Raw genomic sequence first — 25,119 nt, 5'->3', positions numbered from 1 at the left:
GAGCAATGGGCATAGAAAAAGCCTGAGCGGTATAGCCCAGGCTTGCTCTACACTACAAAGAAACTGAATTTACTTCAGCTGCATATCATCAATAATGCGCTGGATTTTTTCGCCGGCTAGGCGGTCAGCTAGGTCGAAGTCCACGGCGGAGGCCAGGGGCTGGCGCACGCTGAAGTAGAACTTGATTTTGGGCTCGGTGCCGCTGGGGCGGGCCGAGATTTTGCTGCCATCTTCCAGAATAAACTGAAGGACGTTCGAGCTTTCCAGGCCGGTTTCAGTTTCCAGGCCGGTGCGCATGTCCCGGATTTTACCCGTCTTGTAGTCGCGCAGTTCCACTACGGGCTGGCCGGCAATGGTAGCAGGCGGCGTGGCCCGCAGGCTGGCCATCATTTCCTGAATTTCCTCGGCGCCGCGCTGGCCTTTTTTGGTCAGCGAAATCAGGTGCTCCTTGTAGAAGCCATAGTCCAGGTACATCTGCACCATTTCCTGGTACAAGGTGCGACCGTGGTCTTTGGCAACGGCGGCCATTTCGGTTAGTACGGCGCAGGCCGAAATAGCGTCTTTGTCGCGCACAAAGTCGCCGATCATGTAGCCGTAGCTTTCCTCGCCGCCGCCAATGTAGTTTTCCTCGCCTTCCAGGTCGCGGATGATGCCGGCAATGTACTTGAAGCCCGTCAGGGTCTGGTAGGCCTTCACGCCCTGATGGCGGGCAATATCACCGAGTACTTCGCTGGTAACAATGGTGTACACAATGAAGTCCTTCTCCGTCATCTTGCCAGCCAGTTTGCGGGCCGAAAGGAGGTAGTGCGTAAGCAGCGCAGCGGTTTGGTTACCGTTAACCAGCACCCACTCGCCGACGTTGTCCTTTACGGCAATGCCTACGCGGTCCGAGTCGGGGTCGGTGGCAATAACGAGGTCGGCATCGAGGGCTTTAGCTTGGTCGAGGGCCATTTGCATGGCTACTTTTTCCTCGGGGTTCGGTGATAACACCGTGGGGAAGTTGCCATCAGGCGTAGCCTGCGCTTCCACGATGTGCACATTGGTAAAGCCTAGCTGCGCCAGTGCTTTAGGTACCAGCGTAATGCCAGTGCCATGCAGCGGTGTGTACACAATCTTGAGGTCGTGCTGGCGCTGGATGGCGGCGGGGTTGATGCTGAGCTCCTTTACCCGGGCCAGGTAAGCCTCATCAAGCTCGGCGCCAATCAGGCGGACGCGCGACTCATCGGCCTGAAACTTCACCTCACTCACCGACTGAATGGCTTCTACCTCCCGGATGATGTTCTTGTCGTGGGGGGCTACTACCTGCGCGCCATCGTTCCAGTATACTTTAAAGCCGTTGTACTCTTTGGGGTTGTGCGAAGCCGTAACCACACAGCCGCTCTGGCAGCCCAGGTACCGAATGGCAAACGACAGCTCCGGCGTGGGGCGCAGAGCATCGAAAAGGAACACCGTAATGCCATTGGCCGAGAAGATGTCGGCGGCAATGCGCGCGAATTCCTTGCTGTTGTTGCGCGAGTCGTGCGCGACGGCCACCTTAATTTCTTGCCCCGGAAACTGCTGCAGCAGGTAGTTGCACAAGCCTTGCGTAGCCATGCCCAGCGTGTAGCGGTTCATGCGGTTAGAGCCCGCACCCATAATGCCGCGCAAGCCGCCGGTGCCAAACTCCAGGTTGCGGTAGAAGGCATCAGAAAGGAATTCCTCCTGATTCTGGGCTATCAGGTCGCGGATTTCGGTGTGGGTATTCGTGTCGTAGCTGTCGCTCAGCCAGGTCGTAATTTTCTCTTGGATGCTCGGCGTTAGGGCCATACTCAGGTAGGGTTTGGGTACTTGGGATTCTGAGAACGGGAGTAAAGAAAAGAGGTTTTCTTGTGTTCTGCCTACTTAAGTTAGTAAGTGTCCGAGATTGAGCACTTCCCGGGCCCAGCCCATGCGCAACGGTAGCAACGAGCCATGGAGTTTGCGCAGCGCCGCAGGGTTTAGAATGCAACCGGCCCTAGTAAAACGACGCGAGGTGCGTGCGTATTTACTAGGGCCGGTTGCATTCTAAACCGCAAGCTAACCTAGGCCAGCACCTGAATGACGGCTTCGGAGAAACGCTCCATTTCTTCCAGTTGCGGGCTGCACTGCAGTAAGAACAGGTCAACGCCCACGGCTTCGAAGGCGGCAATGCGCTCGGCTACCTGGTCGGGGGTGCCGGTGAGGCCGGAGCGTAGGCCGCGGTTCGATACCGAGTAATCCTGCAGGCTTACCTGGTTTTCGAGCTGGGTGCCGGCCAGCCACTGCTGGTAGTTTTTGTAGCCAGCCGCCGAGCCGTTTACGTTGGTAATGCGCTCCAGCTCTTTTTTTACTTCCTGCTCGGTGTTGCGCACGATAGAGTACGCTGCTACGCCAAACTTCATGGGTGGCAGGCCCAGCTTTTCGCGGCGCTGGCTCAGGTCCTGAATGCGGCGCCCGATGGCGGCGGGCTCGTCGCCGTGCATTACGTAGCCGTCGCACTGGGCCGCAATCAGGTTTTTGGCTGCTTCCGACTCACCGCCAGCGTACAGAAAAGGCCGTGGGCGCGACACCGGCTTGGGCTGCAGAATGGAGTCTGTAACCTTATAAAACTTGCCCTCGAAGGTGAAGTGGTCCTGCTTCCAGAGGTTGTCTACCACGTGCAGCCACTCGGCGGTGCGGGCATAGCGGTCATCGTGCTGCTCAAAGTGTACGCCGTATTTCTTCGCCTCATCCTGCCACCACGAAGACACCACATTCAGGCTCAAGCGGCCGCCGCTGATGTGGTCGATGTTGGCTGCCTGCTTGGCCAGCAACGCCGGGGAGTGGAACGTAGGCCGCACGGCCACCATGAGCTCTAGTTTCTTCGTAACGGCAGCCAGGGCGGCGGCTGTGCTCCAGGCATCCAGAGAAGGGGCTTCTTCGCCTTTGATGTCGTTGAGGTTTAGCTCGGCAATGAGGGAAAGGTCGTAGCCTAGGTCCTCACTACGTTGGGCCAGCGTTTTCACGTAGTCCCAGTCGGCGCGCATGTTTTCGTCCTCGACGTTGCGCAGCCACCCGCCAAAAACGGGCATCCAATATCCGTATCTCATGATGACCTAGTGAATAGAAGCCGGAACCGGCTGGTGAGAGGTTTGAGCCGCGGCAGTACCTAGCGAACCAGAAGCTGTTGTGGGCGCCAGTTGCGTTTCCAGGTAATCCACGAAGCGGGCGTAGGGGTCGAAGCCCACCACATTCACGGCGTCGGCCACGAAGTTGGAGAGGGCATTGATGTCATAAAACAGTACGTCGCCGGTGCGGTCATCAATCAGGTACTCAATGCCACCCACGTCAATTTTGGCGGCGGCCACAATGCGCTCCACGGCCTCTACTACCTCGGCTGGGGGCGTAAAGGCTTCCACCTGAATGCCTTTCTTGGGTGCTTCCGTGAGGCAAAACTCTGCCGACTGCTCCTCCGGAATCTGGCAGATTTCGGCGGGGCAGAGGTTGAAGCTTTCACCGGTAGTATATACCTTCATGGCGTACAGGAACTTGCCGTTAAGCGTCTCCACGCGGTGAATGTTGCCGTCGCGGGGCGTCACGTATTCCTGCACCAAGGCGGTTTGGTCGATGCCGAGGTCAATCTGGCCGGCTTCTACAGCGGCGCGTACGCCTTCCAGGGTATCGAAGCGAATGATGCCGGCGCCGCTACCCCCAATGTTCACCTTCACCACAATCGGGAATTGCAGCTGTTGGGCCGCGTCCGGAATGCGCGAAGCATGGTTCACGACGAAGGATTTGGGGTATTTCAGATCTAGGGAAGCAAACAGGGAAAGCTGGCGGGCTTTGTTGGTTTCAATGGCCGTAGCCGCCGAGCCGTTGATGATGCGTGTGCCGATGCGCTCAAGGTGCGTAGCGAAGCCTGCGGTGTGGAAAATGCCCTGCCCGTGGCCGCGCAGGTATGCCGAGGAGCTCATGCGGTTCACGACCAACGAGTAGCGGCTTTCAGTTTCGGAAGGGTCGAAGAGGTGGTGCGCGGCGTCGATTTGCTCGTAGGGTAAGCCCCGCCGGTCGAGCTCCGCAAACAAGGGTTTAAACCACTCGGGGTGTTCGTAATAGATGCCAATGGGCTTTACAGCGTGCGCCATGAGGAAAAAGTAAGAAGAGGTAGGTGGGGAAGAGGACGACACGGCAAGCCAGTATCGTCTGAGAAGGCCACGCAGCAGTGCGCAGCCCAGAAGAAGCTAGATGGCTAGTAGTCAGTGGCTAAACAGTAGGAGGGCGTGAGTTGCTCCCTGAGCACCGTACAACATGCGGGCATGCGAGGCCGGGCACGTGCCGAAAGGCCACCATACGCGGTGTTTGCCACGCCCTGCAAGCAGAGGCGAGAACCTGAAAAGTACTAGGGGCAACATGCCAGCAAACGTGCTAGCTCAGCTGGATACAGCGGGGTACTAACAACAACAACACGCGCCAGCCATGTACCAACCGGCTACGTGCATGCACACGCCAGAGGTGAGCCGTTGCGAAGGAGCAACGGGAGAAGCAGAGCGAACCGAAACGTTGTTGGCAGTGTCCACGGCAACTTGTTTTTATATGTGCAGGAGTTGGCACCGTTCCAGTAACTGGGGGTTGCCGGCGTTTCGTCGAGCCTGTCTCTCCACGCCTCTGTATAAAAACAATCCTTTGGTCAGAAAGAATTGACTCTGCAAAGGTAAATCAGGCCGTAGCACATTGCCAAATTCAACCACATATGGTTGCAAGGTACCTTGATGAATTAAACCGCTAGAGCCAAAAAAGCCCAGCCAATTGCTTGACCGGGCTTTTCTTACGCTAAAGGGCTAGTAAAATTACAGGTTGCCGCGCAGGGCCTGCTCACGCTCAATGGCCTCAAACAGCGCCTTAAAGTTGCCTTTGCCGAAGCTCTTGGCGCCTTTGCGCTGAATGATTTCATAAAATACGGTGGGGCGGTCTTCCACGGGCTTCGTGAAAATCTGAAGCAAATAGCCTTCCTCGTCGCGGTCCACGAGCAGGTTCAGGTCGCGGATGCTGTCCAGGTCCTCATCGATGTGGCCCACGCGGTCCAGCAGGTCATCGTAATAGGTGTTGGGCACTTGCAGAAACTCCACGCCGCGGCGGCGCAGCTCCGTTACCGTCGTGCGGATATCGTTGGTGATGAGCGCCATGTGCTGCACGCCAGGCGAGTGATAGAAGTCGAGGTACTCCTCAATCTGCGACTTTTTCTTGCCTTCGGCAGGCTCATTGATGGGGAATTTCACGAAGCCGTTGCCATTCGACACCACCTTGCTCATCAGGGCCGAGTACTCGGTGCTGATGTCGTCGTCGTCGAAGGTGATGAGCAGCTTAAAGCCCATCACGTCCTCGTAGAATTTCACCCACTGGTTCATTTCGCCCCAGCCTACGTTGCCTACGCAGTGGTCGACGTACTGCAGGCCCACGGCCGGACCTTGCGGAACGTTGCTCTTGCGGGCCACGAAACCCGGCAGGAATGGGCCCGAGTAGTTGGTGCGCTCCACGAAGGTGTGAATGGTTTCGCCGTAGGTATAGATGCCCGACAGCGTCACGGAGCCGTGTTCGTCCTCGATGGTATAGGGCTCGAAAGCGGGCTTGGCGCCGCGCTTGGTGGTTTCTTCGAACGATTTGCGGGCATCATCCACCCACAGGGCCATCACCTTCACGCCGTCGCCGTGCTGAGCTACGTGGCGGGTAATGTCGGAGTCGGGCAGGAGGGAGGTAGTGAGCACCAACCGAATTTTGTTTTGCTGGAGCACGTAGCTGGCCCGGTCGCGCACGCCGGTTTCGGGGCCGGCATAGGCTACCAGCTCAAAGCCGAAAGCCGCCTGGTAGAAATACGCCGACTGCTTGGCATTACCGACGTAAAACTCCAGAAAATCAGTACCATTGAGCGGCAGAAAATCGTGGGCGGGATGGGCCTGTACGGCCGGCGAAGTCATGGTTTCCATGGGCGGGATATGAAGTAACGGGTGGATAGAATGCGTTGGTAAAAATACAGGAATAGCCGGATTCGTGGCGCTTCTGCCAACATGCGCTTCCGGAACTTCGTAAAATCCCCAATTCCTACGCACCTTTGCAACACACCATTTATTGCCCGTGGCCATGAATAAGGAGGACCTCGACCGCGCCCTCGTTGCGCTCATCGAAAAGAAACAGTTGCTGCACGAGATGTCGTACGACGACGCCCGCTACGATGATGTAGAGGAGGAACTGCACGATCTGGAAGACGATTTCAACGAAGAGTACGGCCCTTTCCTGGAGGCGGCCCTAGAGAAAGTGCACAACGACCTGAACTCGGATACCGACGTGCTGCTGCCTACGGCTTACTTGCCCTCCAGCACCGGCGGCAAACCCTCGCCCAAAGAAGGCGTGTGGGTTGACTCTGAGAAGTACCCCGGCAAAGAGGCGCGTATTACGCTCGTACCCAGTCCCACCCGCATCATGCTAACGGTAGGCAAAGCCGTGCAGCAGGAGCTCTGGAAGGCGTAAGCTGAGCAGTACATTTGCTCTAATCACCTAAAGTATGCCAAGGCGCAGCCGACGCAGCTTGCACGGAACCAAGTGGGTACTAGCCCTCTTGCAACCCGTAAGCTGCGTCGGCTGCGCCTTGGCATGAGCAGGCATTTCATCTATAATGTTAGCGCATGCTCTACCGCATTGCCGAACCCGCCGATTGGGAGCAGGCCCAGCAAACCGGCTTCTTTGCCAGCCCCGACCTAGCAGCCGTGGGCTTCATTCACTGCTCGGAGCAGCACCAGATTCTGGAAACGGCCCACCGCTACTACCCCCATCGCACTGATGTAGTGCTGCTAGAGTGGGACGAAGAAGCGCTGGCTGCGGCCGGAGTGCGTCTGGAGCGAGAGTGGGTGGAGAGCCGGCAGCAGCATTTCGCGCATGTATTTGGGCCGGTGCCGCTGGCTGCCATGCGGCGCTTCTGGGCGTTTGGTGCCGATGCTGCGGGGCGGTTTGAGCTGCCCGAAGGGCTAGTACAGTAGAACTTGGAGCTATTGTTGCGGTGCAGAAACACTATATAGCGCCGGCGTAGTTATTAGTTTTTGCGCCGGCTCTGGTCAGCAGTTATCCTTCCAGAAACTACTTTAATGGCTATTTCATCCTTACGCATCGGGCAGGGGTTTGCGGCCCTGTGGTGCCTAGTATTTTTAACTTCCTGCAGCTCTACATCTTTCCTCAAGATGCTGCCCAACCGCTACGATGGACCCTGGGTAGATGGCCACCCTACCAGCGTGGTGCGCCACCCCGACAGCGTGCAAGTTCGCTTGGGTTTTGTACGCTACGAGCAGAAAGCACTGGTTTTTGAAGCACAGTTCACTAATTATTCCGATCAGCCTGTAGTTGTTGCGCCCGAAACCTTCTACTACCTTATGCTCCCGAACGATTCCTTGGCCGAAGCCCAGCTGGCTCAGGGAATACAACACCTGAAGGTTCCGGCCCTGGACCCGCAGATGCAACTGCAGCAGTTGGCCGCCAAGCGCGACAAGCAGGCCGCCAAGGCCACAAACGTTAGCTGGTTTGAAATCCTGACCAGCGCAAGCCATGTGGCCGAAGATGTAGCTAGCATCAAAAAGAAAGAAACAGCTGAGCAAGTCGCGGAGCGCGACGACCGCCACCAAAGCGACAACGCGTTTTTTGAGGAACAGCGAGAGCAACATGCCCAGCAAGCCGATGAGCTCCACAGCAAATTAGCCCATTTAGAGTCGTCGGTGCTGCTCCGAACCACGCTGCAGCCGGGGGAACGAGTTACGGGCCAGGTGTATTTTCCCCGGAATGACTACATGAAACGCGTGCGCCTCGTGGCCTTCTTCAATGAGCGCCCCGTGCAGTTCGATTTCACCCAGATTCCGGGTATCTAGTACCTAGGTAGTACCTGAAACGCAAAATCATTCAGTAAGAGTGATGTAGCTTGCCAATCACTGCCGAATGCAAATTCAATTGCCCGTAAAAAAGCCCTTCCTGATATAGTTCAGGAAGGGCTTTTTGATGGACTAGGTGCTTGGGCTATACGAGCTCGGCAAGCTCTAGCCACCGCTCTCCTTTCGTGTCGAGGTCAGCGTCGGTGCGCTTGAGTTGAGCGGCCCAATCGGCCAGCTCTTGGTGGGAGCCAGCGCCGGAGTTCAGCTTTCCTATGAGCTCCTGCTTCTGGATTTCGAGTTGCTCCAGCTCCTTTTCCAGCGTTTCGTACTCCTTTTTCTCGGCAAAGGTGGCCTTGCGCTTAGGCGTCTCGCTAGGTTTAGGAGCAGCTGCAACCGGCGCTTGCGCTGGGGCCGCAACGGCAGCTTTGGCAGCGGCGCGCGCCTGCTTGGCTTCTTTCTCAGCGGACTCCACGGCGGCTTCACTTTCGCGCTCGGCCAGGTAGCCGCGGTAGTCGGTGTAGTTGCCGGGGAAGTTGAGCACGGCCCCACCGGGCTCCAGCACAAACAGGTGGTCGGCTAACTGATCCAGGAAGTACCGGTCGTGGCTTACGATAATCAGGCAGCCGCCAAAGTGCAGCAGGAAGTCTTCCAGAATGTTGAGCGTGCCCAGGTCCAGGTCGTTGGTTGGCTCGTCAAGAATCAGGAAGTTGGGGTTCTTGATAAGTACCCGTAGCAGTTGCAAACGGCGCTTTTCGCCCCCGCTCAGCTTACTTACCATGGTGTACTGCTGGGCCGGCGGAAACAGAAACAAGCTCAGAAACTGGCTGGCCGTGAGCACGTCGCCGTTGGCTAGCTCCACAATTTCGGCCACCTCCTTCACAATGTCGATAACTCGCTGCGAAGGGTCAAATTCCAGCTCCGTTTGCGTGTAGTAGCCAAACACGGTGGTCTGGCCCACTTCAATGGTACCCGAATCGGGCTGGAGCTTGCCCGTGAGCATGTTCAGCAGCGTGGATTTGCCCGCGCCATTGGGGCCAACCAAACCAATCCGGTCCTTCTTCTTGAACACGTAGCTGAAATCATCCAGCACCACGTTGTCGCCAAACTTCTTGTTGAGGTGGCTGGCTTCAATAATTTTACCGCCCTGGCGCGTGGTTTTCACGCTCAGCTCCACCTGCTGTTTGCTGAGGTTGGTGCTAGCTTTCTCCTTGGTAATATAGAAGGCGTCGATGCGGGCTTTTTGCTTGGTGCCCCGGGCCTGCGGCATGCGGCGCATCCATTCCAGCTCCTTTTTAAACAGCTGGCGGGCCTTTTCTACCTCGGTGGCTTCCCGCATCTCGCGGTCGGCTTTCTTCTCTACAAAATAAGCGTAGTTGCCCTGGTAGCGGTACATCTGGCCCTTGTCGAGCTCCACTATTTCGTTGGCCACGCTGTCGAGGAAGTACCGGTCGTGGGTTACCATCAGCAGCGTCAGGCTCGGCGACGACAGGCGGTTTTCCAGCCACTCAATGGTAGCCAGGTCCAGGTGGTTGGTTGGTTCGTCGAGCAGCAGTACGTCGGGCTCTTCGATGAGCACGCGGGCCAGAGCCACGCGTTTGCGCTGCCCACCCGAAAGCTGGCTAACGTTACGGGTCAGCAGCTCGCCGAGGATGCCCAGCCGGCTCAAGATCTGCTGCACCTGCGCCTCATAATCCCAGGCATTAAGCGCATCCATACGCTCCAGCACGCGCTGCAGGTCATCAGACTTGTGGTCGGGGTCGTTGACGACGTGCTCGTATTCCTTAATGGCGCGTAGCGTATCGTTCTGGCTGGCGAAGATGGTTTCTTCTACCGTTAGGCTTTCATCAAACACCGGTTGCTGGCCCAGGTACGTAACCCGGATGCCTTTGCGGGTGCTCACCAGGCCAGTATCGGGCTGCTCAAGGCCCGCCAAGATGCGCATGAGCGTGGTTTTTCCAGTGCCGTTGATGCCCACGAAGGCTACGCGCTGGCCCTGGAGCAAGCCAAAGTTCAGGTCCCGGAACAGCCACCGGTCGGCGTAATTTTTTGAGAGATTCTCAGCAGAAAGCAGATTCATACCTGCAAAGGTACGAGAGGGAGGGTTGTGAAAGGAGAAGGAGGTGAAAATGTGAACGGTGGGTTTAATGTTCAGGCCTACCTAGTAGTACAGCCAAACAGCAAACTCACCAGTCCTTATTTTCAGCTCTTCACTTGCCACTTATATCACCCGTACCCGGTCGCGGTGAGTGTCGTCGCGCAGGATTTCGAGGCCGCGGTAGGCCAGCGGGCGGCCAGTGTTGTGCGTGAGGCTGTCGCCTTCATACAGATGAGCCACATCCAGCACGAGTTGCGTGTACTTACGCTCGCCTAGCTCAATGGCAACCGGACGGCCGTGGCTGGAGTCGAAGGTGGCCAGCACCTGGTCAATTTCTTCCAGAATCTTGCTCATATGCTCAAAAGGGAACGGATAAGGCAGGAAATATAAGAAGTTGTGAGGATTTGGCGCGCCCTCCACAGAAATTTAGCATGCTACTAATGGCATGAGCACCAGCACGGCATGGCAACTCAGGAATGGTAACCTCTACCGTAGATAGGAACAGGCAAGCATAATTAACTCAGAGGCAAACGACTGAGTTGTACTAAAAAGTGGAAGTGACAACTACACCAGTCTGCACAAAAAACTGCCCCGATGACTTCTATCTCAGAAGCCATCGGGGCAGTTTGCGCGCCAATCGGACCTAGTTACTTAGCCAGCATTTTCAGCAGAGCTTCGGCCGCTGGCTCCGATGAAGCCGGGTTTTGGCCCGTGATGAGGTTGCCGTCTTGCGTGACGTAGGGCGCCCAGTCAGCGCCTTTAGAGTAGTTGCCGCCGTTTTGCTTCAGCATATCTTCTACCAAGAAGGGAACGACATTGGTTAGCTGCACAGCTTCCTCCTCGGTGTTCGTGAAACCAGCTACCGATTTGCCTTTTACCAGTGAGTTGCCGGTGGCATCTTTTGCATGGCGCAGCACGCCCGGGGCGTGGCATACAGCTGCTACGGGTTTGCCAGCGTTGTACATGGTCTCAATCAGCTCGATGGATGTGCGGTCCTCGGCCAGGTCCCAGAGAGGGCCGTGGCCGCCGGGGTAAAACACAGCATCAAAATCAGCAGCCGAAACAGACGAGAGTGGAACCGTGTTGGCCAACGCCTTTTGGGCTTCCGGGTCTTTTTTGAAACGCTCGGTTGCCTCCGTCTGGGCGCTGGGGTCGTCGCTTTTGGGGTCTAGCGGAGGTTGGCCGCCTTTGGGCGAAGCCAGTGTGAGCGTAGCACCGGCATCTTTAAACACGTAGTAGGGGGCGGCAAATTCTTCCAGCCAGAAACCGGTTTTGTGCCCAGTGTTGCCTAGTTGGTCGTGCGAGGTAAGAACTACTAAAATATTCATTTGCAAGAAAATTAGGTGGTGGAAAGTGACTTGGGTGCAAGCAAGGACGCACGCCGGAGCTGAACTGTAGATTACGGCAAAGAGCTGCGGACAGTTTGCGCAGCAGCAAGGGGTAGTAAAGGACTAGGGCCTAAAACTTACGCAACCTTCACGATGGCCTTGCCGGTATTTTCGCCCTTAAACAGGCCCAGGAAAGCTGCTGGTATCTGGTCGAAGCCGTCGGTAATCGTTTCCTCGGTCTGGAGCTGACCGGCTTTGTACCACTCGGTAAGCTGCTTTACCGCCTCGGGCCACCGCTGATAATAGTCGCTCACGATGAAGCCTTGCAGGCGGGAGCTAGTAGTGAGCAGCTTGCCTTCGGGCCGCGGGCCAACCGGCGCTTCAGTAGCATTGTAGCTGGAAATTTGGCCGCAGAGGGCAATACGGGCGTGCTTATTCAGCAGGTTGTACACGGCGTCCGTAATAGCGCCGCCTACATTATCGAAGTAGCAATCTACGCCATTAGGGGCCGCGGCAGCCAGGGCCGCCTGAATGTTGGCGGTTTTGTAGTTGATGGCTTCATCAAAACCAAGCTGCTTGAGGTAGGCCACTTTCTCATCGGAGCCGGCCGTGCCTATCACGCGGGCTCCTTTAATCTTGGCAATTTGGCCTACGAGCATGCCCACGGCGCCGGCAGCACCCGAAACCACCACCGTTTCGCCGGCTTTTGGCTGGCAGATATCGAGCAGCCCGAAATAGGCTGTGATGCCCGGCATGCCTAGTAACCCCAGGTAATAACTGATAGGGGCCTGGTCGGCAGGTATTTGCTGCAGGCCCTGACCCTCCGAAATGCTGTACTGTTGCCAGGGCAGGTTCCCTACTACCAGAGTGCCTACCGGAAATTGATCCAGCTTGCTTTCCACCACTTCGGCGACCACACTACCGGTAATGGGCTGGCCTACCTCAAACGGAGGCACATACGATTTGCCCGCGTTCATCCGGCCTCGCATATACGGGTCGACGGAAACATAGCGGGTTTTGAGCAGTACCTGGCCCGGCTGAAGCGGTGGAAGCTCCAGGGTTTCAAACTGGAATTGAGCGGCGGTCGGCTCCCCTTTCGGGCGACTGGCCAGCAGGATAGTTTGCGTTTGCATAGCGCGGAGGTAGTGATGGAGAAGAAAATAAAACTGTCATTCTGAGCGCAACGCAACTGCTTCTGGCGCCGGTACAGAATTAACCGTTCACCCGGGATAAGCTCCTGCGTGCTGCTCAGAATGACAGCGTTACTACGTGACCCGCAAAGGGCTAGGCCGCGTTAGTGGTGGTAGTCAGGTTTACCTCGATGTTGCCTTTGGTAGCGCGCGAGTAAGGGCAGATGCCGTGCGCGGCTTCCACTAGTTGCTCGGCTTGGGCCTGCTCAAAACCCGGTAGGTTCACGTGCAGGTCGGCCGAAATGCCGTAGCCGCCGTCCTCGGCTTTACCAAAGCCGATGAACGCTTCAACCGTAACGTTTTCCAGCTTCACTTGCGCTTGTCGGGCTGCTACCCCCAAAGCACCTTCAAAGCAGGCGGCGTAGCCAGCGGCAAAAAGCTGCTCCGGGTTGGTAGCACCCGCTTTGCCCGGGCCACCCATTTCTTTGGGAGTGCTGAGGTCAACCGTGAGCACGTTGTTGTTGGTGGTCACGTGGCCGTCACGGCCGCCTTTGGCTTTGGCTTGAGCAGTGAAGATTTTCTCGATTTTCATGAGAAGTGGTTAAATGGTAAATGAAGCCGGCTAGGCCAGCCGGGTAAGTAAGGTGTTGAGTTGCTGCCGTAAGCTTTCAAACTCAGGCGGCGACATATCGAGCTTAGTTAGAAGCTGCTCTGGTACCTGGCAGGCCCGCTGTTGCAGAGCTTGCCCCGCCGGCAGCAACCCAATAATCACGGAGCGCTCATCGCGCGGGTCGCGGCGGCGGCTAATCCATTGCTTTTGCTCCAGGCGCTTCAGCAGCGGCGTTAAGGTGCCAGAGTCGAGCAGTAGCTTTTCGCCCAACTCTTTCACCGTCAGCTCCTGGTGCTCCCACAGCAGCAGAAACACCAGGTACTGCGGATAGGTAAGGTCAAGTTCTTGCAGCAGTGGCTGGTACGCCTTAGTGATCATCCGCGAAAGGGCATACAACGGAAAGCACAACTGGTTTTCCAGTTGCAGCAGCGGATTTGTGTCGGGGGAGTTGGGCGTCTGAGTCATGCTTCTGGTGTAGTTAACTGAATATGGTTGTGCAATGTTTGGTTGTGCACAATTAAAATAATCACTGCCAAGATAAAACCTTGTCTGACAAGCTAATAAAATTTAGACTGGACAGTTGCTTCATCCATCATTGTACGCTGATGCCAACAAAAAGCCCTGAAACCACGCGGTGCGCAGTTTCAGGGCTAGTGCAAAGCTATTGATGAAACTAAGCCTGCTGGTAGGCCTGCATACCGCCTACTAGGTTGCGAACATGCTTGAAGCCTTGCTGCGTCAAGAAAGCTTTGGCTGAGCTGGAGCGGCCGCCGCCTTTGCAATGCACTACCACTTCCTGCTCTTTCAGGTCTTCCAGTTCGTCGAGCTTGGTTGGGAGTGTGCCGAGCGGAATATTCTGGCTGCCTTCAATGCGGCTTTCTTCATTTTCCCAAGGCTCGCGCACATCAATAATAACGGGAGCCGTGCCAGCGGCCTGGCGCTCTTTCAATTCAGCAGCGGTGATGTCGTTCATGTAAGGCATTGGTTACGTTTCGTGGGAATAAGGGGTAGGGGTGGTGGCGCTTTTCTGGGTGCAACAATAAGAAGAAACTACCACACCTACCGGTCAACTAGGGTTTGTGGTTGGCAGAACCCTAGTGAGCCGCTACAGCTAGGCGCTTGGTTACAATTTGGCCATTCAGAAGCGTGAGCCGTACAAAATACAGGCCAGCCGGCAATACAGGCAGCGCCAAAATGGCTTGGCCGCGCTGGCCCGTGGGTTGCTCCCACACTACCCGGCCCAAGGCATCCAGAGCAGATGCGCGGGCATAGCGGCCCTGCACCTGCACGCGGCCATCACGGGTTGGATTAGGAAACAGTTGATAGCCCGCCGCTACCTCGGCCGGAGCGGCCGATGAGGTAACTACACTGCTGACTACGGGGCGCATCATTAGGGCGCCGGCAGGGCTAGTGGCCGTGGCCGTAGTAATGGCCGACCAAGTGCCCTGGGCATTAATTAAGAAAGAACCAGCAGGCGGCGCATTGTTCAGGTCCAGGCCAAACTCAATGTATTGCCCTATGGCACCCTGCCCGTAGCCGGCGTAAAATTTACCACTCACCGGAACCGGGGCATCGAAGGCTACTTCTACAAAGTTTTGGCCGGCAGGCAACGTGGCCGGAATCACAAACGACTTAGTGGCTTTGGGTGTCGCCGTTGGTTTGCCCGTGCCATCATCGTCCCAGATGTTAAGCGTGATAGGCCGGCCAGCCGCCGTAATTAGCCCGGGAGCCAGCCGGATAGCACGTATCTGGTCAGGCTGGTTAAGGTCAAAGCGGAGGGCATAGTAGCTGGCTGGCCCCGTTGACACGGGCGGCAGGCTGATGCTGGCTTCGGCGGTGCCGTCGTCGTAGGCATAATAGTCGCTCAGCTCCGTTAGGCGCGTAATGGTATCGTTGGGGAGCGTAAGCGGGTTGGTTTCGTTGGTGACCAGTGTAATGCGCTGCCGCAGTACCTTGGTGGCCGCCGTAACCGGCACAGAAGCGGTACTGGGGTTTCCTGTAACGGGCTGCTGGCGCGCGTTGGCATCTAGTGAGAGTCCACCCTCCAGAAATTGGCTCCGTGGGCCGCTGGGCAATACTTCCAGGGTTCCGGTCCAGGTTATGGGGGTAGGAGCGGGGCCGGCATCTAGGTTGTTGATGGTAGTGCTGGTGCGGTCGGTTAGCTCTTGGCTTGGGTTCTGGTTGAACTGTGCCACCGGCATGGCGGCGTAGCGCTTAAGGGCGCTAGGCAAGGGGCGGCTGGTGGCAATGTCGCGAAAGGCAGAGTCGGTGGCCGTGCGGTTACGGTCCATCCGGATGTAGTCGAGGCTCCAGGCGTCGCGGGCATTGTAGAGGTAGCCGCTCACACGAAACCGGAACCGAAACTGGCTGTGAAAAAAACCTGCCTGATTGACAGGTAAGGCCTTAAACCGGAAGTTGGTGGTATCGCCCTGGCTCCGCAGCTGCCACACCTGCCGCCATTGCTGGTCGCTGTCCAGAAAATCGACATACAACGCAATCGGGCGAGTTCCGCTGGGTGAGGGCGGCCCAACTAGCGTGCCCGCCTGCCAGAAAAAGCTTAGGTATACGTTGTCAGTTGTGGAAAGCGCACTCAAATCCAAAGGCTGAGAAACCAAAGAATCAGCATCCCCAATAAACGAAACCGGGCCCCTAGGTCGTCCTGATGCCGAAAGCCCATCGAGTGTGGCTACTCCCCGGGTAGGAGGCCGCCGCGGAAAACGGCTGTTTACGAGGGTCCCGCCGCTGGTTTCCCAGCGCTGGGCATCGGGTCGGCCTTCGGGCTGGCTGGCAAAATCATCAAAAAAGGGAAGCGTTAAAGCTGCGCCGCGCCGCGCTCCGGCCGTAGGGCTGGCTCGGTGGGCAGGTTCAGCCCCTAACGGCCGCACCACCGCTTGGGCTAGGCTTTGCTGCGAAGCCAGACCTAGTAGAAAAAGGCACCCAAAAAATAAGCGTAACGAAGTTGTCATCAGGGCAAAGTACGGCAATAGAGTGGAGGGAGCGAACAGCCTGCCATGTCCTCACGAAGGGAAACAAAAAAGGTTCGCTGGCAATTGCCAACGAACCTTTTCTGATTGTAGTACAACTCGGCTATTCCACCGCTTTCACAGGCTCTTCACCGGCAATCCAAACGTCAACCATTTGGCCCATCCGGATGGTAGTATTAGGGCCTGACACGGGGCGTTGCTTTACAATGGAGCCTTCCGTTTCGCCGTCTTGGGCGGGCTGATAGAACTTCTCTCCTACCATTAGGCCTTGGCCAGCCAGCAAGGTAAAGGCCTCATCAGCAGGCATATTCACGAGGTTAGGCACCGGGAACTCCTGATTTCCTAGGCCGTCGCCCACCTCCAAGTCAACGCGCGTGTTCTTGGCAATAGGAGCGCCGGGCGTAATTTCTTTGCCGCCCACAAACTGCCGCAACACGGCATCTTTCTGAATGTTGGGCACCAGCTTAATCTGACCTACAATCAAATCATAGCTTTTCAGAATCATCTGGGCGTTTTTCAACGAGCCGTCGGTCAGCTTGGGCATCTTAATCACCGGCGGGTTCTTCATGGCCACCGTGATATAGATTTTGCGACCTTCTTTTACTTTTTCCCCGGCTTTCGGTTCCTGGTTCAACACGGTGCCGGGCCGAATATCGGGACGGTACGTGCTATCGTCCACGAAGTGCGCTAGGTTGCGCTCATCGAGGTAGTCTTCCAGATCGGTCTGGTTCATGCCCGTTACCTTGGGTACCACAATGGTTTCGCCGTGGTTAGTGGTGATGGGCAGGTACACGTAGAAGAACCCGAACACCAGGATACCCGTCGCCAGCAAAATCACCAGCACGTGTTTGAGCAGGTCGGCCGGAGTATCGGATTTAAAAAAAGACATCAGGAGTAGCTAGGAGTTAAAAGCTAGTGAAGCGCCACCGAAGCGGCCGACAAAACTAGGGATTAGTAGGCTAGTTCCTCACTTCATTGGAAGCGGGAGACAAGGTTCTTTGCTGCTTATACCACTGCCTTCTCCGTCCGCTGCTTCCCAAACTCCAAAATTCGGTCGATGAAGTCGTAGGGGGTGTAGCCGGCTAGGGCGGTTTGATGGAAGATGCAGGTAGCAGGCGTCATGCCGGGCAGGGAGTTCACCTCAATGATAATGACTTCTACGGCTCCGTTCTGCCGTACCCGCACAAAGGCATCGATGCGAGCATAGCCCTGAATGTTCAGGATTTCCGCCACGCGCCGCAGCTCACTCTTCACTTCCTCCGATACGCGCTGGCGCTCCGTCAGGTCGGCAGCATAGCGGGCGGGCGTGATGTTCTGGCCTTCACCGGCCAGGAATTTCTCCTCCAGGCTCAGCACTTCGCCGGTTGCTAGGGCCTCGGAAGCCTCAAACACCTCAATTTTCAGCTCGCCGTTTTCATCCCAGTGCGTAAGCAGGCCGCCGGTTACTTCCAGGAAGTGTGCAGCGCCGTCGCGGTCAATGAGCGTTTCTACCAGGAAAGCTTCTTTCTGCGGGAACTCCTCCTTGAAGCCCAGGCTGAGGGTAGTGGCCTCGGCGGGCATCAGGTCTTCCTGACTGCGGAAAATTAGGCGCGTGAAGGCCTCTAGCTCCTCGCGGTTCTTGATTTTCTTTACGGCTGAAGAGCAGCCGTCGTCGGCGGGTTTGGCAATGAAGGGGTAGGGGAACTGCGTTTCCAGGCTACGGTAGAAGCCTTCCGCGTCGGCGTCCCACTCCAGGCGGTTGGCCATGCGGTGCTCAGCCACGCGCAAGCCGGCTTCGCGCAGGCGGCGGTTGGTTTCGAACTTGTTGATGGTGATAGAGGAGCTTTCTACGCCCGAGCCGTTGTAGGGCAGGCCGAATTTCTCCAGCTCGCGCTGCAAAGCACCATCCTCGCCGGGGCGGCCGTGCAGGGCAATAAACACCTCATCTACCATCCCGGCCAACTCCTCAAACGACACACGCCGGGGTTGGGCCGTAAGCTGACCAGCGTAGGTGCTGGTAATAGCCTGGGCCTCACGGCGAATGTGCTCCAGAATGGGGTGTAGGCTGTGGCCTGCTTCCATGTGCTCTACCTTCTCCCGGATGTCGTCGGCGTTGTCCTTGAGCATCACGTTAATGGGTAGCACATACAGGCGGAATTCCTGGCTGTTACCGGTCAGGAACACGGGCACGGGCTCATACTTCACGGAGGAGCTCAGCTTCTCATAGATGTTGCGGCCGCTTTCCACCGAAATATGGCGCTCCGAGGAGTAACCGCCCATAATCACGGCTACTTTGGTGCGGTTGCGCTCCTCACTGGCCCTAGCGGCTACGGCCGCATCCAACTGAGCCAGCAACCCCGCCAACTTCACCGGACGCAGCCCTGCCCGCCGCCGAGCAGCTAGCGAGGTACGGATCAGGTAAGTCAGGAACTGCGAAGGGTTCAGCCCAATTTCAGCCGCCTGGTGGAAGAAGAACGACGCCGGTAACATACCCGACGTTGTGTTCGGGTCGTTTAGGAACAGCTTGCCATCGGCCCCAATGAAGCCATCGAGGCGGGCATAGACCTGGAAACCGAAGGTGCGGAACATTTCCTCGCAGGCCTCGCGGATTCGCTGAATTTCTGCTTCGGGCAGGTCAATAGGCGTGATTTTGCGTGATAGGCCGGGCAGGTACTTCGAGCGGTAATCGAACATCTCCTCGCCCTTCACGATTTCCGTGGGCGGCAGGGCTAGTGCTTTGCCATCGGGGTCTTCTACCACAATGCACGAAAACTCGCGGCCATGCACGAAGCTCTCCACCAATACCTGCGTCTCGCCTTCTACACTGGTCAGGCGCACCGAGCTAGCCGTTTGGAGGCGCTCATTCAGCACGCGTAGCAGCTGCTCCGGCTGGTAAATCAGCTCGGGCTCCTTATTGAGCACAACCGGCAGGCCGATGCCCTCGCGGATATCCACTAGCTGCTGCAGCCACACAATCTTCTTCTGCTCCGATAGCGCCTGCCACTCTTGCTGGGTTACGGTTTTGCGGAACAAGCTGCGCTCTACGGCCGTGGCAAATTTCGCCACATCAGCCTCGCGCAGAATGCTCACGCCAATGCTGCTGCCCTGGCGCGGGGCCTTAAACACCAGCGGCAAACCAAGCTCCCGCACGAGATAGTCGAGGGTAGCTTGGGTATCGGCCACATCCCATTCTTCCGCCGTGATAAGGCGGAAGTCGGGGGTAGGGCGGCCCAGGGCTTTGAGCAACTTCTTTTGGGCAATTTTATCAATGCCGAAGGCCGAAGGTAAAATGCCGGAGCCCGAGTACGGAATGCCGTACCACTCCAGCAAACCCTGAATGGCGCCGTCTTCGCCTCCGGGGCCGTGCAAAGCCAGGAACGCGAAGTCCATGAGGCTACTTAGTTCCTGAGGCTGCACGCGCTGGCCTACCTCCGAGATGATGCGGTCCTGCTCGTCCAAGCTCAACTCGCCCAAGCTCTCAAAGTACATCTGCACCGGTAGCTCCGTGCGCGGCAGCGCCGACACGGGCGGGTAAAAGTCGCGGATGGTGCCTTTGTAGATGTATTCCCACTCCAGCCGGATGAAGTTGCCGCGGCTGTCCACAAACACGGGCACAGCCTCAAACAAGGACTTATCCAGATTATCGTACACGGTGCGGCCGCCCGCAAAGCTGATTTCCCGTTCACGCGACGGGCCGCCGAAGAAGATGCCTATTTTCATACGTAGGGGCAAAGGTAGTATTTCGGGAGGTGCGGAAATAACCCATACGGGCTACTAGCTTGCGCACCCCAACAAAGTGCCTCCCAATAACGTGTCATAGGGAGCAAAACAGCCGGTTTCCGCATTTCGGCAACCTAATCCCAACCCAGAAGCGCCCAGGTTGCTAGGGCAGTTTCTGCACGAAAGTGCTAGATTTTGCCCAATGCTGGGTTTTCTGCCAGCTGCTTAGCTCAAAATCTTACCTTCGCCCCAGCCAAACCCATTTCCTTTTGCATGAAAACTCTCGATCAGTACAACTTCGCCGGCAAACGTGCCGTGGTGCGCGTAGATTTCAACGTGCCGCTCGATAAGAGCTTCGCCATCACCGACGACACGCGCATTCGGGCTGCTACCCCTACTATCAAGAAAATCCTGGCTGATGGCGGCTCCGTGGTGCTGCTCTCGCACCTGGGTCGGCCCAAAGGCGGACCAGAAGACAAGTACTCCTTGAAGCACATTGTAGCCCGCCTAGGCCAGGAGTACGGTCAGGAAGTACAGTTTGCTGATGATGCTCTGAAGGCCGAAGAAAAGGCGCAGGCGCTGCAAGCCGGTCAGATTCTGCTGGTGGAAAATGTGCGTTTCTATGCCGAAGAAGAGAAAGGCAACCCTGAGTTTGCGGCCAAGCTGGCCAAACTGGGTAATGTATATGTGAACGACGCCTTCGGGGCCGCGCACCGCAAGCACGCTTCTACGGCCGTTATTGCTGAGAGCTTTGCGCCCGAAGACCGGGTAGGCGGCTACCTGCTGCAAGGCGAGCTAGACAACGCCAAAAAAGTGCTCGAAGAAGCCGAGCGCCCCTTCACCGCCATCATGGGCGGCGCCAAAATCTCCGACAAAATTCTCATCATCGAGAAGCTGCTGGATAAGGTAGATAACCTGCTCATCGGCGGCGGTATGGCGTATACCTTCGCCAAAGCGCAAGGCGGCCAGATCGGTAACTCCCTTCTGGAGGTGGACAAAATGGACCTGGCTCTAGAGCTCATCGAGAAGGCCAAAGCCAAAGGCGTAAACCTAGTGTTGCCCACCGACAGCATCATTGCCGATAAATTCGCTAACGACGCGGAAACCAAAGTAGCCCCGAACGACCAGATTCCGGAAGGCTGGCTCGGCCTCGACCTAGGTCCGGAATCTATCAAAGCCTTCACCGACATCGTGCGCCAGTCGAAAACCATTCTGTGGAATGGCCCGATGGGCGTGTTTGAGATGAGCAGCTTTGCTAAAGGCACCGAAACCGTTGCCCAAGCCATTGCCGATGCCACCAAAGCTGGCGCCTTCAGCCTCATCGGTGGCGGCGACTCCGCGGCGGCCGTGAATCAGCTCGGCTTCTCAGAGCAGGTATCCTACATAAGCACCGGCGGTGGCGCCCTGCTCGAGTACATGGAAGGCAAGGAGTTGCCTGGTGTAACTGCCCTAGGCGGCCGGTAGAGCAGCACTGAATAGAACAATAAAAAACCACCGACTGAAAAGTTGGTGGTTTTTTATTGTTCTATTTCTGAGCTAGTTGGCTGATGGAGCAAGGCCGTATTCAGTGCCTAACATATTGTCAGAACCATAAAACCGACCGATGAGGCGCGTTTTTAGCTTATGAAATTCATTGTCACTGAGTGCTCCCATGCTCTGTAGCCATTCCAAGCGAGCTAACTGTGGCTCGACTGGCAGCAGCGGATCTATTTTGCCATACTGCTTTATTAAATACTGCGTAGTATGGGCACGGATAGAACTGACAAACGAGACTATCGCTTCCTGATTTCTAGTGCTGTCAAACACGGCTATATTACCACTGGCTGTAGTGATAAGGAAATCATGTCGCCAGAGTTGTAAAGCATAGCTGCTTACGCCCAGCAAGAGTCCGGTTAAAATAAGTAGCAGCCACATGGCAGACTCACGCTGGGTTGGTTGCGCAACGATAGTATAAGTTGCTTTTAAGCAGCCGAACCCAATAAATAGGGCAGCAAGCGTCAATCGGAAAGGGAAAGTATGATACCGGCCAATTCCAACGGGTAGCAATTCTTCGTAGGAAATCAGGATATCGGACCGTTTGAAAAACCGCTTTTCCTCAATCCGTAAGCCTGTTTCTTGAAGGGTAAGATGCGAATAGCCAATGAGGGAATAGGGCTGCTTAAACTCTGGTAGCATAGACAGGGATGAGTCCACAGTAAGGAAAGCAAAAATACTATTTAGTTCACGTACGGTGTCTCCAAATCCTGGCCCATGAGCTTGAGCGGATCAAGGGAGAGGCGGCCCGTGAGGCGGGTACTGAGGGTTTTAAGCTCGGCCGCCGACAGTACATTAAGGTGATGCAGCCAGTTGAGCCGGTGGAGTTGCAGCTCAATGGGTCCTAGCGGATTAATCTGGGCGTATTCATCGCGCAAATACCCGTGCGCGCGCAGGCGCAGCTCGTGGGCAAAAGCCTCCAGCGCCGGGCGTTTACTAGGCTGGTCGCGCAGCGTAACCCGAATGCGGTTGGTACCCAGCGTGATGGTGTGGGCAAGGCGACGGCGTATTAGGAGTATTGTCCATAGACCTAGCAGAAACCCTAAACCGCCGACTAGTAAAGGCGCTGCTTTCTGATTTGTTAGGTAAAAAGCCGTCTGTGCAATTAACCACCCCGCTATCAGGAGGGGCTCAATGTTCAGCGAAGACGGGCTGGCATATTCCAGCTCCACGGGCAATAGTTCTTCGTACGGAATTTCGGTTTCAAGCCACGGCGCACCGTTGCGGTTGCCCTGGCTGACATAAAGCCCGTGCTGGCGCATTAGCAGCACCGTAGTGCCACGAAACAGATGAGACTGAGTAAAAGTAGGAAAGGTCATTAGCAGAGCCAGTCCGGGCGAGTAGGCCCTTTGGCAGATAGCTTTAGCGAAAAATAAAGGGAGTAGGCGTAAAGCACAGCACAAAAATAACCAGCATTAGCCAGCCCAGCACTTTCCGGCTACGGGAAAGCGGCCGCTCATCGGGTGCCGGAGGGTGAAATATGCCGGTGAGTCGGGCCAACATCAGCCCAAAAGCCAACCAACTTGGGTTGCCTTCCAGCCCGGGCGCCGCCGATGCCAAAGCCAGTTGCCCCAGCCAGATACTGATACCGAGCAGAATGGCCCGCCGCGCAGTAGGCACCACGCGCCGCAGTACCAGCCACAAATACAGGGCGTAGGGCGCGGCTCCGTAAAGCCAGGTGTCCTGGTCAGAGCGCAGGGAAATAAGTCCTAGGCCTGCATAGAAGATAAACCCAATGAACAGCACCGCCGACACCCTTGCCGCCCGGCGCGGGCCTAGTAACCCATACACAATATGCCCGCCATCCAGCTGCCCAATTGGAAGCAGGTTCAGCGCCGTGAAAAACAGGGCCAACACGCCCGCCACCAGCACCGGGTAATGCATCAGTTCATTCGGATGTGGCATCCGGGCTGGGTCAGCCAGCAAAGAGGCTAGGCCCTGAAAAAGTAATGGTTGGGCCAGCACTGTACTAACTTCTTGGCCGGGCGGATACACAAAGTTGGCGTAGTTAGCCCCATACATGCGGTATTGCGGATGAATGCCATACAGATACTCAAGAGGAGGCAAATTCAATAAACCATACACTATAACAGCCAGCGCCACTATAAACCCAGCCAACGGCCCCGCCAGCCCCACATCAAAGAATTCCCGCCGGGAGAAAATTCGGTCCTTGATTCGAATAACTGCCCCAAACGTGCCAATTCCCAATGGGAACGGAATGAAATACGGCAGCGTAGCTCGAATCTGATAGTAACGAGCCATGAAATAGTGCCCAAACTCATGCACAACCAGCATGCCCAGAAATGGTACCGAAAACCATAGCCCAGGCTGCAGAGCCGCCAACATCTGAGGCCACGGCTGCAGTAACAGGTCGTAAGGTGGATATTGCTCGGTAATGGCCCCAGCCGTAAGCACCAAGCCAGCAAGCGTGGTAGTGAGCAGCGTAACTAAAAATAGCAGCAAATGAAGCCCATACTGCCAGAAGCGCTGCAACGGACGGCGCTCATAGCGCTGAAAAGCCGCGGCCGCATCTTGGGCCGCTTCAACTGAAGTATACGAGGTAGAAGAAGGCGCCTGGATATCAGGCAGGGGTAGGGGCGGAGTATTCTCGGGGGAAGGCACGGATAGCAGCGGGCAAAGCGTCAGGCAGCGTGAGCGGCGGAGTCAGGAACAGGGTGCGTAGTCCTAACCGCTGAGCCGTGGCAATGTGTTGAGGACTGTCTTCAATAAACAACGTTTCCTCGGCCTTCCAGTTCATCTGCTGCAGCGCGTGCCGGAAAATTTCTTCACCCGGCTTACGCAAGCCTACCTGCTGTGAGTAGAACACTCGGTCTAGGCAATCTGCAATGCCGTGTTCCAAGCCATACTGCGTTTTTAGGCGGCGGTTTATTTCCTCGATGTGAATCTGGTTGGTATTGGAGAGCAAGGCAGTCTGATGTCCCTGCGCCCGTAGCTCGGCAATTAGCGCCAACCTTTCGGCCGGCACATCCAGCAACATCGCATTCCAGGCCGCATCAAGTTGCTCATCGGTGGCAGTTAATTGATAATGCGTGCGCAACCCCTCCCGGAACTGCTGAGGCGAAAGTTGCCCGGTTTCCATCAGGTCGAATAGCTCCGCTTGGGCGGCCTGTGTAAACTCAATGCTGCTCCCATACTGGCGCATTGCCGCCAAAGTCAGGCTGTAATCAATATTGATAATTACACCCCCAAAATCAAAAAGGAGGTTTGGCTTCGTTGACATAAGGAAAAGGAGTAGGGTGTATTTCAAGCCTAAAGCTTGCAGATGCCAAACCGATAAACGGCCGCTTTTTGCCCATCTGCACGCATTGTCTTTGCAAATTCGCCAACAAAAGTCGAAGTTTGCGCAGCTGAAACCAACGAGTGAATCGTTGATTTCGCATCGGGCCTATAGCTCAATCGGTTAGAGCAGCTGACTCATAATCAGCAGGTCACTGGTTCGATTCCAGTTGGGCCCACAAATAGCCCGTCATCTCAGTTGAGATGACGGGCTACTTTTTTATCAGCCAAGGGGCTAAGATTCGACGCTAAGGAGGATAAATAAATACTATTGTATATATTATTGATAATCAATTCAGCTACAGAATTGCTCTAGTAAGAGTAGTAAATTAGAACCATGGACACGACCCAACACCCCCATAACGAGCCCCCGAAACAGCCAGAAGTTAAGCTCGAACGGGAAGATCACACGTTGGAGGACTTAGCTGCTTTGACCGGTTTATTTAATCCAGATGTTATAGTAAACGAAATAATAGCGCTGGATAAGGAAGACGAGCAGGAAGAGACCAAGCCAGAATAATAGGACGAGCTGCCGCCTTAGCTAACAAGGTAAAACTAGCGCA

Annotated in this window: 23 protein-coding genes, 1 tRNA gene and 1 riboswitch; of the genes, 6 read left to right on the top strand and 18 right to left on the bottom strand. The window is 56.1% G+C overall.

Annotation, left to right across the window (positions count from 1 at the left end):
* Window positions 1-69: 69 nt before the first annotated feature.
* The 4 genes from ACYVHC_RS15075 to hppD all read right to left on the bottom strand — a co-directional run bounded on the left by ACYVHC_RS15075 (window position 70) and on the right by hppD (window position 5,957).
* Window positions 70-1,806: a phospho-sugar mutase gene (locus ACYVHC_RS15075; protein WP_460614599.1), complete on the bottom strand. Its 1,737-nt coding sequence runs from the start codon at window positions 1,804-1,806 to the stop codon at window positions 70-72.
* A 254-nt stretch (window positions 1,807-2,060) separates the two neighbouring features.
* Window positions 2,061-3,086 (bottom strand): LLM class flavin-dependent oxidoreductase, encoded by a 1,026-nt coding sequence (locus ACYVHC_RS15070; RefSeq protein ID WP_460614598.1) that lies wholly within the window; start codon window positions 3,084-3,086, stop codon window positions 2,061-2,063.
* 6 nt (window positions 3,087-3,092) lie between these two features.
* Complete coding sequence (locus ACYVHC_RS15065; protein ID WP_460614597.1) at window positions 3,093-4,121, bottom strand: ATP-grasp domain-containing protein; 1,029 nt, start codon at window positions 4,119-4,121, stop codon at window positions 3,093-3,095.
* A gap of 441 nt (window positions 4,122-4,562) precedes the next feature.
* Window positions 4,563-4,652: riboswitch (SAM riboswitch) on the bottom strand.
* A gap of 171 nt (window positions 4,653-4,823) precedes the next feature.
* Window positions 4,824-5,957 carry a 4-hydroxyphenylpyruvate dioxygenase family protein gene (gene hppD / locus ACYVHC_RS15060; RefSeq protein ID WP_460614596.1) on the bottom strand — a complete coding sequence of 378 codons (1,134 nt, stop codon included), beginning with the start codon at window positions 5,955-5,957 and terminating at the stop codon, window positions 4,824-4,826.
* A gap of 154 nt (window positions 5,958-6,111) precedes the next feature.
* Here hppD and ACYVHC_RS15055 point away from each other — a divergent pair, with 154 nt between their 5' ends.
* From ACYVHC_RS15055 to ACYVHC_RS15045, 3 genes are all read left to right on the top strand, one after another.
* The gene (locus ACYVHC_RS15055; RefSeq protein ID WP_460614595.1) at window positions 6,112-6,498 is read left to right on the top strand and encodes a hypothetical protein; all 387 of its coding nucleotides are present in this window, start codon (window positions 6,112-6,114) and stop codon (window positions 6,496-6,498) included.
* 155 nt (window positions 6,499-6,653) lie between these two features.
* Window positions 6,654-7,004 (top strand): DUF952 domain-containing protein, encoded by a 351-nt coding sequence (locus ACYVHC_RS15050; RefSeq protein WP_460614594.1) that lies wholly within the window; start codon window positions 6,654-6,656, stop codon window positions 7,002-7,004.
* 105 nt (window positions 7,005-7,109) lie between these two features.
* The gene (locus ACYVHC_RS15045) at window positions 7,110-7,880 is read left to right on the top strand and encodes a hypothetical protein (protein WP_460614593.1); all 771 of its coding nucleotides are present in this window, start codon (window positions 7,110-7,112) and stop codon (window positions 7,878-7,880) included.
* A gap of 145 nt (window positions 7,881-8,025) precedes the next feature.
* Here ACYVHC_RS15045 and ACYVHC_RS15040 read toward each other — a convergent pair whose 3' ends face one another.
* The 10 genes from ACYVHC_RS15040 to ACYVHC_RS14995 all read right to left on the bottom strand — a co-directional run bounded on the left by ACYVHC_RS15040 (window position 8,026) and on the right by ACYVHC_RS14995 (window position 19,726).
* Window positions 8,026-9,957: an ABC-F family ATP-binding cassette domain-containing protein gene (locus tag ACYVHC_RS15040; RefSeq protein WP_460614592.1), complete on the bottom strand. Its 1,932-nt coding sequence runs from the start codon at window positions 9,955-9,957 to the stop codon at window positions 8,026-8,028.
* A gap of 141 nt (window positions 9,958-10,098) precedes the next feature.
* A complete protein-coding gene (locus ACYVHC_RS15035; RefSeq protein WP_460614591.1) occupies window positions 10,099-10,329 on the bottom strand; it encodes a hypothetical protein in 231 nt (76 codons plus the stop codon).
* 293 nt (window positions 10,330-10,622) lie between these two features.
* Entirely contained in the window at window positions 10,623-11,303 is a 681-nt protein-coding gene (locus tag ACYVHC_RS15030; protein ID WP_460614589.1) for a type 1 glutamine amidotransferase domain-containing protein, read from the bottom strand.
* Window positions 11,304-11,440: 137 nt separating this feature from the next.
* On the bottom strand, window positions 11,441-12,436 hold the full coding sequence (locus ACYVHC_RS15025) for an NADP-dependent oxidoreductase (protein WP_460614588.1): 996 nt from the start codon (window positions 12,434-12,436) through the stop codon (window positions 11,441-11,443).
* 151 nt (window positions 12,437-12,587) lie between these two features.
* Window positions 12,588-13,025: an organic hydroperoxide resistance protein gene (locus ACYVHC_RS15020; protein WP_460614587.1), complete on the bottom strand. Its 438-nt coding sequence runs from the start codon at window positions 13,023-13,025 to the stop codon at window positions 12,588-12,590.
* 30 nt (window positions 13,026-13,055) lie between these two features.
* On the bottom strand, window positions 13,056-13,508 hold the full coding sequence (locus ACYVHC_RS15015; protein WP_460614586.1) for a MarR family winged helix-turn-helix transcriptional regulator: 453 nt from the start codon (window positions 13,506-13,508) through the stop codon (window positions 13,056-13,058).
* 208 nt (window positions 13,509-13,716) lie between these two features.
* Window positions 13,717-14,016 (bottom strand): rhodanese-like domain-containing protein, encoded by a 300-nt coding sequence (locus ACYVHC_RS15010; RefSeq protein ID WP_460614585.1) that lies wholly within the window; start codon window positions 14,014-14,016, stop codon window positions 13,717-13,719.
* 121 nt (window positions 14,017-14,137) lie between these two features.
* The gene (locus ACYVHC_RS15005) at window positions 14,138-16,009 is read right to left on the bottom strand and encodes a T9SS type A sorting domain-containing protein (protein ID WP_460614584.1); all 1,872 of its coding nucleotides are present in this window, start codon (window positions 16,007-16,009) and stop codon (window positions 14,138-14,140) included.
* Between the two features lie 121 nt (window positions 16,010-16,130).
* Window positions 16,131-16,916 carry a PASTA domain-containing protein gene (locus ACYVHC_RS15000; RefSeq protein ID WP_460614583.1) on the bottom strand — a complete coding sequence of 262 codons (786 nt, stop codon included), beginning with the start codon at window positions 16,914-16,916 and terminating at the stop codon, window positions 16,131-16,133.
* Window positions 16,917-17,032: 116 nt separating this feature from the next.
* Window positions 17,033-19,726 carry a D-alanine--D-alanine ligase family protein gene (locus ACYVHC_RS14995; protein ID WP_460614582.1) on the bottom strand — a complete coding sequence of 898 codons (2,694 nt, stop codon included), beginning with the start codon at window positions 19,724-19,726 and terminating at the stop codon, window positions 17,033-17,035.
* A gap of 273 nt (window positions 19,727-19,999) precedes the next feature.
* Between ACYVHC_RS14995 and ACYVHC_RS14990 the strand changes: the two genes are divergently transcribed.
* Window positions 20,000-21,190: a phosphoglycerate kinase gene (locus ACYVHC_RS14990; protein WP_460614580.1), complete on the top strand. Its 1,191-nt coding sequence runs from the start codon at window positions 20,000-20,002 to the stop codon at window positions 21,188-21,190.
* 72 nt (window positions 21,191-21,262) lie between these two features.
* Here the strand turns inward: ACYVHC_RS14990 and ACYVHC_RS14985 are convergent, their stop codons facing one another.
* From ACYVHC_RS14985 to ACYVHC_RS14970, 4 genes are read right to left on the bottom strand one after another with little or no spacing between them, the layout of a single operon-like run.
* Window positions 21,263-21,919, bottom strand: coding sequence for a hypothetical protein (locus ACYVHC_RS14985; RefSeq protein ID WP_460614579.1), 657 nt, complete (start codon window positions 21,917-21,919; stop codon window positions 21,263-21,265).
* 23 nt (window positions 21,920-21,942) lie between these two features.
* A complete protein-coding gene (locus tag ACYVHC_RS14980; protein WP_460614578.1) occupies window positions 21,943-22,578 on the bottom strand; it encodes a hypothetical protein in 636 nt (211 codons plus the stop codon).
* A 43-nt stretch (window positions 22,579-22,621) separates the two neighbouring features.
* Window positions 22,622-23,881: a site-2 protease family protein gene (locus tag ACYVHC_RS14975; RefSeq protein WP_460614577.1), complete on the bottom strand. Its 1,260-nt coding sequence runs from the start codon at window positions 23,879-23,881 to the stop codon at window positions 22,622-22,624.
* Complete coding sequence (locus ACYVHC_RS14970) at window positions 23,841-24,500, bottom strand: HAD family hydrolase (protein WP_460614575.1); 660 nt, start codon at window positions 24,498-24,500, stop codon at window positions 23,841-23,843. Before ACYVHC_RS14970 ends, ACYVHC_RS14975 begins: the two co-directional genes overlap by 41 nt.
* Before the next feature lie 161 nt (window positions 24,501-24,661).
* Here ACYVHC_RS14970 and ACYVHC_RS14965 point away from each other — a divergent pair.
* Window positions 24,662-24,735: transfer RNA gene (locus ACYVHC_RS14965), tRNA-Ile, on the top strand.
* A 158-nt stretch (window positions 24,736-24,893) separates the two neighbouring features.
* Window positions 24,894-25,076 carry a hypothetical protein gene (locus tag ACYVHC_RS14960; protein ID WP_460614574.1) on the top strand — a complete coding sequence of 61 codons (183 nt, stop codon included), beginning with the start codon at window positions 24,894-24,896 and terminating at the stop codon, window positions 25,074-25,076.
* The last annotated feature ends 43 nt before the right edge of the window (window positions 25,077-25,119 follow it).

The organism is Hymenobacter seoulensis, from assembly GCF_054780535.1.
This window is presented reverse-complemented; position numbering and strand designations above follow the sequence as displayed.

What these genes read in the sequence shown, in the direction of transcription:
- ACYVHC_RS15075 (WP_460614599.1), bottom strand. Translation starts at nt 1,806, where the DNA reads ATGGCCCTAACGCCGAGCATCCAAGAGAAAATTACGACCTGGCTGAGC.
- ACYVHC_RS15070 (WP_460614598.1), bottom strand. Translation starts at nt 3,086, where the DNA reads ATGAGATACGGATATTGGATGCCCGTTTTTGGCGGGTGGCTGCGCAAC.
- ACYVHC_RS15065 (WP_460614597.1), bottom strand. Translation starts at nt 4,121, where the DNA reads ATGGCGCACGCTGTAAAGCCCATTGGCATCTATTACGAACACCCCGAG.
- hppD (WP_460614596.1), bottom strand. Translation starts at nt 5,957, where the DNA reads ATGGAAACCATGACTTCGCCGGCCGTACAGGCCCATCCCGCCCACGAT.
- ACYVHC_RS15055 (WP_460614595.1), top strand. Translation starts at nt 6,112, where the DNA reads ATGAATAAGGAGGACCTCGACCGCGCCCTCGTTGCGCTCATCGAAAAG.
- ACYVHC_RS15050 (WP_460614594.1), top strand. Translation starts at nt 6,654, where the DNA reads ATGCTCTACCGCATTGCCGAACCCGCCGATTGGGAGCAGGCCCAGCAA.
- ACYVHC_RS15045 (WP_460614593.1), top strand. Translation starts at nt 7,110, where the DNA reads ATGGCTATTTCATCCTTACGCATCGGGCAGGGGTTTGCGGCCCTGTGG.
- ACYVHC_RS15040 (WP_460614592.1), bottom strand. Translation starts at nt 9,957, where the DNA reads ATGAATCTGCTTTCTGCTGAGAATCTCTCAAAAAATTACGCCGACCGG.
- ACYVHC_RS15035 (WP_460614591.1), bottom strand. Translation starts at nt 10,329, where the DNA reads ATGAGCAAGATTCTGGAAGAAATTGACCAGGTGCTGGCCACCTTCGAC.
- ACYVHC_RS15030 (WP_460614589.1), bottom strand. Translation starts at nt 11,303, where the DNA reads ATGAATATTTTAGTAGTTCTTACCTCGCACGACCAACTAGGCAACACT.
- ACYVHC_RS15025 (WP_460614588.1), bottom strand. Translation starts at nt 12,436, where the DNA reads ATGCAAACGCAAACTATCCTGCTGGCCAGTCGCCCGAAAGGGGAGCCG.
- ACYVHC_RS15020 (WP_460614587.1), bottom strand. Translation starts at nt 13,025, where the DNA reads ATGAAAATCGAGAAAATCTTCACTGCTCAAGCCAAAGCCAAAGGCGGC.
- ACYVHC_RS15015 (WP_460614586.1), bottom strand. Translation starts at nt 13,508, where the DNA reads ATGACTCAGACGCCCAACTCCCCCGACACAAATCCGCTGCTGCAACTG.
- ACYVHC_RS15010 (WP_460614585.1), bottom strand. Translation starts at nt 14,016, where the DNA reads ATGAACGACATCACCGCTGCTGAATTGAAAGAGCGCCAGGCCGCTGGC.
- ACYVHC_RS15005 (WP_460614584.1), bottom strand. Translation starts at nt 16,009, where the DNA reads ATGACAACTTCGTTACGCTTATTTTTTGGGTGCCTTTTTCTACTAGGT.
- ACYVHC_RS15000 (WP_460614583.1), bottom strand. Translation starts at nt 16,916, where the DNA reads ATGTCTTTTTTTAAATCCGATACTCCGGCCGACCTGCTCAAACACGTG.
- ACYVHC_RS14995 (WP_460614582.1), bottom strand. Translation starts at nt 19,726, where the DNA reads ATGAAAATAGGCATCTTCTTCGGCGGCCCGTCGCGTGAACGGGAAATC.
- ACYVHC_RS14990 (WP_460614580.1), top strand. Translation starts at nt 20,000, where the DNA reads ATGAAAACTCTCGATCAGTACAACTTCGCCGGCAAACGTGCCGTGGTG.
- ACYVHC_RS14980 (WP_460614578.1), bottom strand. Translation starts at nt 22,578, where the DNA reads ATGACCTTTCCTACTTTTACTCAGTCTCATCTGTTTCGTGGCACTACG.
- ACYVHC_RS14970 (WP_460614575.1), bottom strand. Translation starts at nt 24,500, where the DNA reads ATGTCAACGAAGCCAAACCTCCTTTTTGATTTTGGGGGTGTAATTATC.
- ACYVHC_RS14960 (WP_460614574.1), top strand. Translation starts at nt 24,894, where the DNA reads ATGGACACGACCCAACACCCCCATAACGAGCCCCCGAAACAGCCAGAA.